The organism is Luteimonas flava (genome assembly GCF_036584485.1).
Classification (GTDB): domain Bacteria; phylum Pseudomonadota; class Gammaproteobacteria; order Xanthomonadales; family Xanthomonadaceae; genus Luteimonas; species Luteimonas flava.
In genome coordinates this window covers 540,389-552,529 of sequence record NZ_JAZHBM010000002.1, presented here as the reverse complement: position 1 = coordinate 552,529, position 12,141 = coordinate 540,389, and the positions used below count along the sequence as shown (strand labels likewise).

Below are 12,141 nucleotides of genomic sequence, written 5' to 3'. Positions count from 1 at the left end.
GAATGGTGCGCGCCGACGCCGCTGCTAGAGTCCGGCGCATCTTCTCCGCAGGATGCGCCGATGTTGTACGCCCGCTCGACGCCGTCGCGTGCCGCCCTCTCCGCCTGCCTGCTGCTCGCGCTCGGCGCCTGCGGCCAGACGCCCGCGCCACCGGCCGCCGCCGCGATGCCGGCGTCGACACCTGAGGTCGTCGCCACGCGCACCCGCGAAGCGCCGCACGACGATGCGATGCCCGTCACCGGTCTCGATGGCGGCGCCGTCCGCAACTTCCTCGTGACCCAGTACGGCGACCTGGCGCAACTGTCGGGCGACTGGCCGGGCACGCCCGTCGTCGCAGAACTCGGCAGCGACGCCGCCTCGCGCGAAGTCTGTGCACGCGAGGCGATCGGCACGCCGGACTTGCCGGCCGAACTCGTCGCGGTCTGCGGCGTCCCCGACGACGCCGGGCATGCGACCACCGCGCGCATCGATTTCTTTCTGCTGCGGGCCGAGGCCGACGCCGTCTCGGCGGTTGCACGCGCGCACATGGACGGCTTCGGCAGCACCGGCGATGTCGCCGGTGTCGACGTGCGCCGCTTCGGTCCGCGGCTGTACGGGTTCGTCGTCGAGGATGGCTTCACCGCCCAGGGCATCACGATGGGCAACAGCAGCCTCGTGCTGCCCGACGGCGCCGGCTTCAAGGTCGCCGCGACGCTGCGCAGCAGTCTCGACAATCTGGGCGCGATGGCAGGCTGCGCCGAACGCGACGATTGTGCGCCGGATGCAGCCTACGACCTGTCGTTCGATCTCGACATCGACGATCGCGATGCCAGCGCGGCCGCCTGGCCGTTGCGGGTGCGCGAACAGGGCGAGGCCTGCGGACGGCGCATCGAGCGCACGCACCAGGTGCCGTTCGACGTGGCGAGCGGCACTTGGACCGTGCCCGCATCGCTGCAACGCGAAGGCTGCGACTGAACCATCGCGTTCGTGTGCGCGCGCTTGGCGCGCGAAGGGCGGTCCCACGACAGCCCTTGCGCGCAAGCGCGCCGCCACATGCCGCTTCAGTCCTGCTTCGACACCGGCGCCACCGTCTTTTCCGCAGTCCAGATGCTGCGGTCGATCGCATCGCCCAGCTCCGGGAAATCCGCCGCATCCAGTCTTGGTGACGCATCACCGGCGCGGATCTTCCGGTCGTAGTCGCGGGTCAGCTTGATCGCCACGCCCGACAGCAGCACGACCGCGATCAGGTTCACCGTCGCCATCATGCCCATCGCCGCATCGGCGGTCTCCCAGACGATGTCGAGTTTCGCGAACGCGCCCCAGGCCACCATCGCCAGACTGCCCAGCCGCAGCAGCAGGATCGACACGCGCCCGCCGCGCAGATACATCACCGCGCTCTCGGCGTAGGCGTAATTGCCGAAGATCGACGTGCCGGCGAAGAAGAACAGCACCACCGCGATGAAGGTCGGGCCCCAGTCGCCGAAGTGGACCGCCATCGCCTGCTGGGTCAGCACCGCGCCGTCGCCGCCGGCGGTATCGAGCGCGCCCGACATCAGGATCATCAGCGCGGTCGCGGTGCAGATCACCAGCGTGTCGACGAACACGCCGAAGGACTGCACGAGGCCCTGGCTGGCCGGATGGTGCGGCACCGGCGTCGCGGACGCGGCGATGTTCGGCGCGCTGCCCATGCCGGCTTCATTCGAGAACAAACCACGCTTCACGCCGTTGAGCAGCGCGACCGCGAGCCCGCCGAGCACACCGCCGGCCGCCTGGTCGAGACCGAAGGCGCTGCGCACGATCAGCGACAGCATCGCCGGCACTTCGGTGATGTTGCTGACGATCACCCAGGCCGCGAGCGCGAGGTAGGCCAGTGCCATGGCCGGAATGATCAGCTCCGACATCTTCGCCACGCGGCGCAGGCCGCCGAAGATCACCGGCGCCGCCAGCGCCACGAGCACCGCGGCCGTCCAGCCCGGATGGATGCCCCAGGCGCCGGTCACCGCTTCGGAAATCGAGTTCGCCTGCACCGCGCTGAACACGAAACCGAAGGCGAGAATCAGGCACACCGAGAAGATCGCGCCGAGCCACGGCTTGCCCAGGCCATGGGCCATGTATAGGGCCGGTCCGCCGCGATAGTGGCCCACCACGTCGCGGCGCTTGTAGAGCTGCGCCAGCGCGCTTTCGACGTAGGCCGTGGCCATGCCGAAGAACGCGACCACCCACATCCAGAACATCGCGCCCGGACCGCCCACCGTCAGCGCGATCGCCACGCCGACCAGATTGCCGGTCCCTACGCGCGACGCGAGGCTGGTGCACAGCGACTGCAGCGGCGAGATGCCGGCGTGGTCGTCGCCGGTGCCGCGCACCAGGCCCGAGATCATCTTCGGGAACCGCCGGAACTGGATGAAGCCCAGGCGCACGCTGAACCAGATGCCGACCAATGGCAGCACGCCGACCAGCAGGTAGTTCCACAACACGCCGTTGATGCCGCCGACGACGGGTGACAGGACGTTCTCGATCAGCTGGACCAGATCCATCGGCGGTCACGACTCCGTTGCGGCGAAACGATCGAGTCTAGCAACCGGGTGTGGACCGACCTGTCTGCATGCGTGCCGCGGGAACGGCACGTACGCAGCGAGGGGCGCCGCGACGCCGTAAACTGGCGCCCCCTTTGCATCCGGTCTGTTGCGCATGAAGAAGGTCCTCGTCATCGGTGCCGGCGGTCGCGAACACGCGCTGGCGTGGAAACTCGCGCAGTCGCCGCAGGTCGGCGAAGTCCTGGTCGCGCCGGGCAATGCCGGCACGGCGAAGGAAGCCGGTTGCCGCAACGTCGACGTGTCGGCGACCGATCTCGATGCGCTGCTGGCCTTGGCGAAGTCGGAACGCATCGACGTGACCGTCGTCGGTCCCGAGGCGCCGCTGGTCGCCGGTGTCGTCGATCGCTTCCGCGACGCCGGCCTGCGCATTTTCGGACCCACCGCGGCCGCCGCGCAGCTCGAAGGCAGCAAGGCTTTCGCCAAGGATTTCCTCGCGCGGCACGCGATTCCGACTGCGGGCTACTCGGTCTTCACCGATGCCGACACCGCGATCGAGTACGTGCGCCAGCACGGCGCGCCGATCGTGATCAAGGCCGACGGTCTCGCTGCGGGCAAGGGCGTGATCGTCGCGATGTCGCTGGACGAAGCCGAAGCCGCGATCACCGACATGCTGTCGGGCAATGCGTTCGGCGCAGCCGGCGCGCGCGTGGTGATCGAGGAATTCCTCGACGGTGAGGAGGCGAGCTTCATTTCGATCGTCGACGGCGCGACCGCGCTGCCGATGGCGACCAGCCAGGACCACAAGCGCGTCGGTGATGGCGACACCGGCCCCAACACTGGCGGCATGGGCGCGTACTCGCCCGCGCCGGTGGTCACGCCCGAGGTGCATGCGCGCGTCATGCGCGAAGTCGTCGAGCCGACCGTGCGCGGCATGATCGAAGACGGCGTGCCGTTCACCGGTTTTCTCTACGCCGGTCTGATGATCGACCCGCAGGGCGCGCCGAAGGTCATCGAGTTCAACGTGCGCTTCGGCGATCCGGAAACCCAGCCGGTGATGCTGCGCCTGCAGTCCGACCTGCTGGATCTGGTCGAGGCCGCGATCGACGGCCAGCTCGCCGGCATCGAAGCGCAGTGGGATCCGCGTCCGTCGCTCGGCGTCGTCATGGCCGCCGAACACTATCCCGACACGCCGCGCACCGGCGACGTCATCAACACCTGGGACACGCCGCCGCTGGCCGACACCAAGGTCTTCCATGCCGGCACGAAACTCGACGCGCACGGCCAGGCCGTGACTGCCGGTGGTCGCGTGCTGTGCGTGGCCGCGCTCGGCGAGACCGTCGCCGATGCGCAGACACGCGCTTACGGCGAACTTGCCGGCATTTCGTGGCCCGGCGAGTTCCACCGCCACGACATCGGCTGGCGCGCGATCGCACGCGAACGCGACGACGTCTGATCCCTTCTCTCCCGCCAAGGCCACACTCGTGATCCCAGGCAACGCCCAGCTCAGCATGACCGTGCTGATGACGCCGGACATGGCGAACTTCTCCGGCAATGTGCACGGCGGCACGCTGCTGAAGTATCTCGACGAAGTGGCCTACGCCTGCGCCAGTCGCTACGCCGGCCGCTACGTGGTGACGCTGTCGGTCGACCAGGTGACGTTCCGCGAACCGATCCACGTCGGCGAGCTGGTGACCTTCCTCGCCTCGGTGAACTACACCGGTCGCACGTCGATGGAAGTCGGCATCAAGGTCATCACCGAGGACATCCGCAACCGCGCGGTGCGCCACACCAACAGCTGCTTCTTCACGATGGTGGCGATGGACGAGGACGGTCGCTCGACGCCGGTACCGCCGCGCGAACCGCAGACATCCGAGGAGCGGCGCCGGTTCGAGCAGGGACGCCAGCGACGCGAGATCCGCCAGGAACTCGAGCAACGCTACCGGGCGGTGCGCGAGACCTTCCCCGACACGATCGACTGATTCCGCCACCTGCCGCCATGCGGCTTTGCTAGGCTCCGCGCATTCGTCGAGGAGCCTGCATGTCCGGCCAGTCCCAGTTCGCGCTGCTCAAGCAACGCCGCTTCCTGCCCTACTTCACGGTCCAGGCGCTCGGCGCGTTCAACGACAACGTCTACCGGCAGTCGATCATCGCGCTGCTGTTCTTCCTCGGGGTCAGCGGCGCCGAGCGCACGCTCTACACCAACCTCGCGCCGGCACTCTTCATCCTGCCGTACTTCCTGTTCTCGGCGATCGCCGGGCAGATCGCGGAGAAGGTCGAGAAACAGAAGCTCATCGTCATCACGACGACGATGGAGATCGTGATCATGTCGGTCGCGGCCGCGGGCTTTCTGCTCGAGAGCATGCCGGTACTGCTGGTCGCGCTGTTCCTGACCGGTACGCAGTCCACGTTGTTCGGCCCGGTGAAGTACTCGATCCTGCCGTCGGTGCTGCGGCCCGACGAACTCACCGGCGGCAACGGCCTGGTCGAGATGGGGACGTCGATCTCGATCCTCGTCGGCATGATCTACGGCGGTCTGGTGTTCAAGCTGGCCGGCAGCTACGGGCCGGAAGCCGCGGCGGTGTCGGTGATCGTGCTGGCGGTGGCGGGCAACGTCGTCGCGCGGATGATTCCCAAGGTCGACGCCGGCGCGCCCGAGCTCAAGGTCAACTGGAATCCGATTCCCGAATCGCGCGCGATCATGCGTCTGGCCAAGCGCCAGCTCGCCGTGCGCAACGCGATCCTCGGCGTGTCGTGGTTCTGGTTCGTCGGTACGGTGCTGACCGCGCAGCTGCCGACCTACGCCGAACTGCATCTGGGCGGCATCGCCAACGACACCGCGCTGTACATCTTTGCGCTGGCGCTGTTCTCGATCGGCGTCGGCGTCGGTTCGCTGCTGTGCGAGAAGCTGTCGGGCCGCTCGGTCGAGATCGGCCTGGTGCCGATCGGCGCGTTCGGCATCACCGCGTTCCTGCTGGACCTGTACTTCGCGCGTCCCGGCGCGCCGCCGGCCACTGGCCTGACCATCGCGCAGTTCCTCGGGGACTGGGCCGGCTGGCGCATCGTCGTCGATCTGACCGGCATCGGCATGTTCACCGGCTTCTTCGTCGTGCCGCTGTTCGCGCTGATCCAGAGCCGTACGCCGAAGTCGGAACTCTCGCGCGTGATCGCCGGGCTCAACATCCAGAACTCGCTCTTCATCGTCACCGCCGCGATCCTCGGCGTGCTGCTGCAGATGGACGGCTTCACGGTCGGCGGGGTGCGCATCCCGTTGCCGGGTCTGAGCATTCCGCAGGTGTTCCTGGCGTTGGCGATCGCGAACGGTCTCGTCGCGCTGTGGATCTTCACGATCGTGCCCGAGTTCCTGATGCGCTTCGCCAGCATGCTACTGGTGCGCGTGCTCTACCGGCTGCGCCTGCGCGACATCGAATCGGCGGTGCCTGCCGATGGCGCGGCGCTGATCGTCTGCAACCACGTCAGCTACATGGACGCGCTGATCCTCTCGGCGGCGATTCCGCGGCCGGTGCGCTTCGTGATGTATCACCGCATCTACAACGTGCCGGGCATGCACTGGATCTTCCGCCACGCGAAGGCGATTCCGATTGCCGGTGCCAAGGAGGATCCCGAACTGATGCAGCGCGCGTTCGACGCGGTGGATGCGGCACTGGCCGAAGGCGAACTGGTCGGCATCTTCCCCGAAGGCAAGTTGACCCGCGACGGCGAGATCGCCGCGTTCAAGTCGGGTGTCGAACGCATCCTCGAACGCGCCGCCGCACGCGGGCAGCGCGTGCCGGTGGTGCCGATGGCGTTGCGCGGCATGTGGTCGAGCATGTGGAGCCATCGCGACTCGCGCATGGGCCGCATGCGCGTGCCGCGCCGCGCGCGTGCGCATATCGATGTCGTCGCCGGGCCGCGGATCGAGGACGGCGCGTTGATCGACGCCGGCACGCTCGAGGCGCAGGTGCGGATGCTGCGCGGCGACGCCGCCTGAGGCCCGTCGTGACATCGCTTTGTGCGGCTCTGGCGCTACAGTACGGCGTCCCCGTCGACCGACGGCGGTCATCGACCTTTCCCAACCGCAGCAGCACCCAGGAGCATTCTCGATGAGTTCGATTCCGCCGCCGCCACCCGGCTCGTACGGCACCCCGGAACCGTCGCCCTACGGCGCACCGCCGCCCGGCACGCCGCTCGCGCCCGGCACCGTGCCCAACTATCTCGCGTGGTCCATCGTGGTCACCGTGCTGTCGCTGTGCCTGTGCTGCATCATCGGCACGATTCCCGGCATCGTCGCCATCGTGTTTTCGGCGAAAGTCAATACGCTGCTCGGCCAGGGCGATCTCGCCGGCGCCCAGCGCGCGTCGAACACTGCCAAGACCTGGTGCTGGGTCACCACGGGCCTGTGCGTCATCGGCCTGCTGTGGACGATCTACTCGCTGACCCTCGGCGGCGGCATGGCGCAGTACCAGATGATCCTCGACCAGATGCAGGCCGGCAGCTGATGTCGCTGGCCGGCAGTCACGCGCCGCGCCGCATCCGGTCTTCGACCCTCGCCCTCGCGGGCGGCGGCGTTGCACTGGCGGCGGGCGGCGCGTGGCTGCTGCGCACTTTCGATCCGAACGCGCCCGGCAATCCGTTTCCGCCGTGCATGTTCTACAGCGCCACGGGCTGGCACTGCCCGGCCTGTGGCCTGACCCGCTGTCTGCACGCGCTCGCCCACGGCGATCTGCCGCGTGCGTTCTCGATGAACCCGTTGCTGTTCGTGCTGCTCGCACTGGTGCCGCTGTTCGCCGGCTGGCACCTCGGCTGGCGCCCCCCGTGGCTGCAGCGGCTCGCCCGCGTCGCCGCGGACTGGAAGCCCTGGGTCGCACTGCTGCTGGTGTACTGGGTCGCCCGCAATCTGCCGTGGCTTCCGTTCACCCTGCTCGCGCCGGGCTGATCGAAGCCCTTACGCGATCGGATCGACTGCCTGCTGCGCATGCCAGTGCGCGATCAGCCAGCGCGAGATCGACGACTTCGGCGACAGCTTCAACTCCGGATGCGCATCGCGCAGCGCGGCGCCAATGGTGTCGGCGTCGAACCAGCGCGCGTCTTCCAGCTCATCGGTGACCTGCGGCGCATCCGGGCCGGCATCGGCGATGAAGCCCAGCATCAGCGAGGCCGGGAACGGCCAAGGCTGCGAAGCGAGATAGCGACACGCGGTCACGCGCACCGCGCTTTCCTCGAACACTTCGCGCACGACAGTCTGTTCGAGCGTCTCGCCCGGTTCGACGAAGCCGGCCAGCGTCGAATAGCGGCCGGGCGGCCATGCGGCCTGGCGTCCCAGCAGCAGGCGCGACCCGTCTGTGACCGCGACGATCACGGCAGGATCGGTGCGCGGGTAATGCTCGATGCCGCACCCGGTGCAGCGCCCCAGCCAGCCGGCCCGCGCGTATTCGAGCGGCGCGCTACAGGCGCCGCAGAAGCGATGCCGGTCGCGCCAGTGCAGCACGGCGCGCGCCTGCGCGAACGCGGTCGCCTCGCGGACCGGCCACTGCGCGGCCGCGGTGCGCAGATCGATCGTCGCAGGCGCGTCCAGCGTGGCCGGCGCATCGTCGGCCGGCACGGCGAACCAGCCTTGCGCATCGTGCAGGCCGAGGAAGACCGCGGACCCGGGGCGTGTGCCGACCACGGTGCCGTCGAGCGCGGGCGGCATGCCGTGCGCATCGACGCGGGCATCGCCTTTCGCATCGAGCACGAGCACACGCGCTTCCGGCCACAGGCGGGCCAACGCATCGGAATCGGTCCGGAGATGTTCTGCGCGATCGAGCGGCGCGTCGACGAAGCTGAAGTCCATGCGCCGATTATCGCCCCGGGCGATGTCGCGATGGCGACACGCGCGCGGCGCGGCTCAGACGGTGAAGCTGCTGCCGCAGCCGCAGGTCGACTTGGCGTTCGGGTTGCGGATCGTGAACTGCGCGCCGTGCAGGCTTTCGACGTAATCGACCGAAGCGCCCATCAGATACTGCAGGCTCAGCGGATCGACCACGAGAGTCACGTCGTCGGTCACCACCGCCAGATCGTCGTCCGTGCGCTGCTCGTCAAACTCGAAGCCGTACTGGAAGCCCGAGCACCCGCCGCCCTGGATGTAGACCCGAAGATTGAGCGCGGCATTGCCTTCGCCCTCGATCAGCTCGCGCACCTTGGCCGCGGCCGCGGGGGTGAAATCGAGCGGGCGTTCCAGCGACTGGTAACCGGGGCCTTCGATGGTGAGCACGTCATTCATGGAAGACAGGATGGGGCTGCGTGCCCCCCGCTTCAAGCGCCCGGTGCGGAACGCGGCGTCACGTCGGCCCAGCTGAACGGACGCTCGACCGCGCTGCCGCGCTCCGGCTCGAGCCGCACGACGACGCGCAGCGGCTGGAAGCCCGGCGGCAGCACGATGTCGCCCTCGACCTGCTGGAAATACTTGAACGAGTACGCCACGCGGGCGGCATCGTCGCGCTGACGGAGCTGATCCCACTCCAGCGTCTCCAGGCGCCCGTCGCGGGTGCCTTCGACCGACAGCCGCATCGTGCCGACGCTCGCGGCCTCGCGGCTGAGGCTCTGGGTCAGCGTCGCGGTGTAGTGCCAGCCCTGGTCGGTGCGCGGCTGCATGCGCAACTCGTGCACCGTCAGGCCCTTGCGTTGCTCGGTCGCGCCGACGAACCGTTCGTAGAACGCGACGTCGGCACGCAGGGCGGCGATCTCCTCGTCGCGCTCGGCCAGTGTGCCCTGCAGTTCGCGGTTCGCATCGCGGCTGATCTGGTCGGAGCGGGTCAGGGTCGACACCTGCTGTTGCAGGCCTTCGAGCTCGGCCTGCTGGGTGGCCAGCTGGCGCTGCGGATTGCCGGAGGTCGGTGCGAACGCCTGCCAGGCGCCCCACAGCCCGAACAGCAGCGCGAGTACGACGACCACCGCGAGTGCGATGACGATGCGCGGACCACGCGCGCGGCGGGTGGCCGAGGGCGGCTTGGTCACGGGAGGCGGCGTGTCGTTCATCGTCACGGTATAGCCAGCGCCGTCGCGCCGCGTCAAGGCGAAGCCGGTCCTATACTCGCCGGCGTTGTGCACCCGTTGTCGTTCGCCCCGGAGCGTCGCGATGTCCGAAGCCCATCTGTTCGCCGCTGGTGTGCTGCTCGCGTGGCTGGCCGGCGTGCGCGCGTATCTGACGGTATTCGGTGTCGGATTGGCGGGCGTGTTCGGCTGGCTGGACCTGCCGCCGGCGCTCGAGGCCGCAGCGTCGCCGTGGGTGCTGGGCGTATCGGGCGTGCTGGCGCTGGTGGAATTCTTCGCCGACAAGATTCCCGGCGTCGACTCGGGCTGGGATCTGCTGCAGACCCTGGCGCGCGTGCCGGCGGGTGCGTTCCTCGCCGCGGCCACCTTGTCGCCCGATGGCGATCTGGGCGCCGGCATGCTCGCGACCGGCGCAGGCGTGGCGCTCACCAGTCACGCGCTCAAGGCCGGCAGCCGCCTGCTGCTAAATACCTCGCCCGAGCCGGTCAGCAACCTCACCGTATCGACCACGGAAGATGTCGTCACCGTCGGTGCGCTGTCGCTGGCGCTGGTATCGCCATGGCTCGCACTCGCGCTGGTGGCCATGTGCGTGCTGCCCTGCGCGGTCGCGGTGTGGTGGCTGTGGCGGCGTCTGTCGCGTCGCGCGCCGAAGGCCGCGCGCGGCTGATCCCAGCAGGCGCGGCACGCGTGACGGGCCACTGCCGGCGACGCGATCGAAAGGGGTACCGGTTAAAGTTGCCTGATCCCCCACATCGCGTCACAGTGCCGCACCTATGTCTGATGCCGACAGCAAGCAACGCGCCGAGTTTCCGCCCGCAGCCTATTGGCGGCGCTGGGCGGCGGACGCCGGTCAACCCACGCTGCCCGGTGATCCCGCCGACGCCGTCGATACCGACGCGCAGCCGGCGAAAACGCAGGCGAGCGACTCGGTCGAGGCGCCGTATCGCGTGCTCATCGTCGAGGACGATCCCAGCCAGGCCCTGTTCGCCGAGAGCGTCCTCAACGGTGCCGGTCTGCAGGCGCGCGTGGTCGCCGTAGCGAGCGAGTTCATGGCGACGCTGGGCGAGTTCCAGCCCGACCTGGTGCTGATGGATCTGCACATGCCCGGCATCGACGGCTCGGAACTCACCGCGCAGCTGCGCGGGCAGCCGACGTTCGCGCACATTCCGGTGGTGTTCCTCACCGGCGATGCCGATCCCGAACGCCAGTTCGAGATGCTCGAAGTCGGCGCCGACGATTTCCTGACCAAGCCGGTGCGTCCGCGCCATCTGATCGCCGCGGTGCAGAACCGCATCCGCCGCGCCCGCGCGCTGCAGCAGATGCCCGACCCCGGCCGCAACCCGCTGACCGGGCTCAACAGCCGTCTGCAGCTGCTGCAGCATCTGGCCGAAGCGATTCCCGCCGTGCCGCGCGGCGCGCTCGGTTTCATCGAGGTCGAAGGCATCACCGCCTTGCGCGACCGCTACGGCTACGCGGGCCTGGAAACCATCCTCACCGATGCCGGGCGCCACCTGCGCACGCTGGTGGGCGATGCCTCCGCGACGCGTCTCAACGACAACACCTTCCTGGTGTTCGCACCTGACGTGGCACGCATCGATCTTGATGCCTGGGCGCGCAGCCTGCGCGACGGCATCGGCAGCCATCCCTTCCCGCTCGCCGACCAGACCATCCGCCTGCGGGCACTGGTCGGGTACGCCGATCTCGTCCACGGCTACGACGATCCCGGCAGTGCACTCGCTGCCGCCGAACAGGCCTTGCGCGAATCGCGCGGCACGCCGGTCGGCATCGCCGTGCACATGCCCGCGCCGACCGTCGCACCCGGCGAAGCCCAAAGCGGTCTGGCCGACGATCTGCGCGATGCCCTTGCCGAGCAGCGCATCGAACTCGCCTTCCAGCCGATCGTCGCCGTCGCCGGTGGCGACGAGGCGCAGTACCAGACCCTGCTGCGCCTGCGCGGCCGCGATGGCGAACTGCATTCCGCCGCGCGCGTGCTGCCGGCCGCCGAACTCGCCGGCCTGCTGCTGGAGATCGACCGCCGCGTGATCGAACTCGCGATCGCGACATTGATCGAACGCCAGCGCGTCGGCAGCGCGATGCGGCTGTTCGTGTCGCAGTCCTCGCGCAGCCTGATCCAGGGCGGCTATGCGGACTGGTTGCTCCAGCAGATCGAATCGTCCGGCGTGCCGGGCGCATCGCTGGTCATCGACGTGCGCCAGGACGATGCGCTGATTCACGCGCTGTCGCTGCAGGATTTCTGCGCGCGCATGGTGCCGGCCGGCGTGCAGCTGTGTCTGGGCCAGTACAGCGCCAGCGAGGAAGCCGACGCGTTGCTCGCACAGCTGCCGCTCGGCTTCGTGCGCCTCGCCGCGCGCTACTCGCGCCAGCTCGACGAACCGCGCGTGCGCGATGAGATGCGTGTCGCCGTCGAGCGCGCGCACCGGCTCGGACTGCAGGTGATCGGCCAGCAGGTCGAAGATCCGCAGGCGGCGGCGACGCTCTGGATGAGCGGCATCGATTTCATCCAGGGCAATCTGGTCCAGCGCGTGGCGAACGTGCTCGACTTCGACTTCCACCACTCCGTGCTCTAGGTCCGCTG

The 12,141-nt window shown here is 69.0% G+C and carries 12 protein-coding genes; 8 read left to right on the top strand and 4 right to left on the bottom strand.

Annotation, left to right across the window (positions count from 1 at the left end; translation table 11 throughout):
- The first annotated feature begins 60 nt into the window (after window positions 1-60).
- Window positions 61-954 carry a hypothetical protein gene (locus V3391_RS09540; RefSeq protein ID WP_332078181.1) on the top strand — a complete coding sequence of 298 codons (894 nt, stop codon included), beginning with the start codon at window positions 61-63 and terminating at the stop codon, window positions 952-954.
- 86 nt (window positions 955-1,040) lie between these two features.
- Here the strand turns inward: V3391_RS09540 and V3391_RS09535 are convergent, their stop codons facing one another.
- Complete coding sequence (locus V3391_RS09535) at window positions 1,041-2,516, bottom strand: alanine/glycine:cation symporter family protein (RefSeq protein ID WP_332078180.1); 1,476 nt, start codon at window positions 2,514-2,516, stop codon at window positions 1,041-1,043.
- Between the two features lie 154 nt (window positions 2,517-2,670).
- Between V3391_RS09535 and purD the strand changes: the two genes are divergently transcribed.
- The 5 genes from purD to V3391_RS09510 all read left to right on the top strand — a co-directional run bounded on the left by purD (window position 2,671) and on the right by V3391_RS09510 (window position 7,449).
- Window positions 2,671-3,969 (top strand): phosphoribosylamine--glycine ligase, encoded by a 1,299-nt coding sequence (gene purD, locus V3391_RS09530; RefSeq protein ID WP_332078179.1) that lies wholly within the window; start codon window positions 2,671-2,673, stop codon window positions 3,967-3,969.
- A 55-nt stretch (window positions 3,970-4,024) separates the two neighbouring features.
- A complete protein-coding gene (locus V3391_RS09525) occupies window positions 4,025-4,495 on the top strand; it encodes an acyl-CoA thioesterase (protein ID WP_425491236.1) in 471 nt (156 codons plus the stop codon).
- 59 nt (window positions 4,496-4,554) lie between these two features.
- Complete coding sequence (locus V3391_RS09520; RefSeq protein WP_332078178.1) at window positions 4,555-6,504, top strand: MFS transporter; 1,950 nt, start codon at window positions 4,555-4,557, stop codon at window positions 6,502-6,504.
- A 112-nt stretch (window positions 6,505-6,616) separates the two neighbouring features.
- Window positions 6,617-7,012 (top strand): CD225/dispanin family protein, encoded by a 396-nt coding sequence (locus tag V3391_RS09515; protein WP_332078177.1) that lies wholly within the window; start codon window positions 6,617-6,619, stop codon window positions 7,010-7,012.
- On the top strand, window positions 7,012-7,449 hold the full coding sequence (locus V3391_RS09510) for a DUF2752 domain-containing protein (RefSeq protein ID WP_332078176.1): 438 nt from the start codon (window positions 7,012-7,014) through the stop codon (window positions 7,447-7,449). The genes V3391_RS09515 and V3391_RS09510 overlap by 1 nt, the downstream gene beginning before the upstream one ends.
- 9 nt (window positions 7,450-7,458) lie before the next feature.
- On the opposite strand, the gene nudC is transcribed toward V3391_RS09510, so the two are convergent.
- The 3 genes from nudC to V3391_RS09495 are packed head-to-tail and all read right to left on the bottom strand — an operon-like array spanning window position 7,459 to window position 9,509.
- A complete protein-coding gene (gene nudC / locus V3391_RS09505; protein ID WP_332078175.1) occupies window positions 7,459-8,346 on the bottom strand; it encodes an NAD(+) diphosphatase in 888 nt (295 codons plus the stop codon).
- A gap of 54 nt (window positions 8,347-8,400) precedes the next feature.
- Complete coding sequence (gene erpA / locus V3391_RS09500; protein WP_332078174.1) at window positions 8,401-8,775, bottom strand: iron-sulfur cluster insertion protein ErpA; 375 nt, start codon at window positions 8,773-8,775, stop codon at window positions 8,401-8,403.
- A gap of 32 nt (window positions 8,776-8,807) precedes the next feature.
- Complete coding sequence (locus tag V3391_RS09495) at window positions 8,808-9,509, bottom strand: DUF6776 family protein (protein WP_332078173.1); 702 nt, start codon at window positions 9,507-9,509, stop codon at window positions 8,808-8,810.
- Between the two features lie 121 nt (window positions 9,510-9,630).
- Between V3391_RS09495 and V3391_RS09490 the strand changes: the two genes are divergently transcribed.
- Together V3391_RS09490 and V3391_RS09485 are read left to right on the top strand one after the other, a co-directional pair.
- Complete coding sequence (locus V3391_RS09490) at window positions 9,631-10,212, top strand: DUF4126 domain-containing protein (protein ID WP_332078172.1); 582 nt, start codon at window positions 9,631-9,633, stop codon at window positions 10,210-10,212.
- A gap of 106 nt (window positions 10,213-10,318) precedes the next feature.
- Window positions 10,319-12,133: an EAL domain-containing protein gene (locus V3391_RS09485; protein ID WP_332078171.1), complete on the top strand. Its 1,815-nt coding sequence runs from the start codon at window positions 10,319-10,321 to the stop codon at window positions 12,131-12,133.
- The last annotated feature ends 8 nt before the right edge of the window (window positions 12,134-12,141 follow it).

Bases quoted from the DNA above. Each gene is read 5' to 3' on its own strand.
- V3391_RS09540 (WP_332078181.1), top strand. From the start codon at position 61: ATGTTGTACGCCCGCTCGACGCCGTCGCGTGCCGCCCTCTCCGCCTGC.
- V3391_RS09535 (WP_332078180.1), bottom strand. From the start codon at position 2,516: ATGGATCTGGTCCAGCTGATCGAGAACGTCCTGTCACCCGTCGTCGGC.
- purD (WP_332078179.1), top strand. From the start codon at position 2,671: ATGAAGAAGGTCCTCGTCATCGGTGCCGGCGGTCGCGAACACGCGCTG.
- V3391_RS09525 (WP_425491236.1), top strand. From the start codon at position 4,025: ATGACCGTGCTGATGACGCCGGACATGGCGAACTTCTCCGGCAATGTG.
- V3391_RS09520 (WP_332078178.1), top strand. From the start codon at position 4,555: ATGTCCGGCCAGTCCCAGTTCGCGCTGCTCAAGCAACGCCGCTTCCTG.
- V3391_RS09515 (WP_332078177.1), top strand. From the start codon at position 6,617: ATGAGTTCGATTCCGCCGCCGCCACCCGGCTCGTACGGCACCCCGGAA.
- V3391_RS09510 (WP_332078176.1), top strand. From the start codon at position 7,012: ATGTCGCTGGCCGGCAGTCACGCGCCGCGCCGCATCCGGTCTTCGACC.
- nudC (WP_332078175.1), bottom strand. From the start codon at position 8,346: ATGGACTTCAGCTTCGTCGACGCGCCGCTCGATCGCGCAGAACATCTC.
- erpA (WP_332078174.1), bottom strand. From the start codon at position 8,775: ATGAATGACGTGCTCACCATCGAAGGCCCCGGTTACCAGTCGCTGGAA.
- V3391_RS09490 (WP_332078172.1), top strand. From the start codon at position 9,631: ATGTCCGAAGCCCATCTGTTCGCCGCTGGTGTGCTGCTCGCGTGGCTG.
- V3391_RS09485 (WP_332078171.1), top strand. From the start codon at position 10,319: ATGTCTGATGCCGACAGCAAGCAACGCGCCGAGTTTCCGCCCGCAGCC.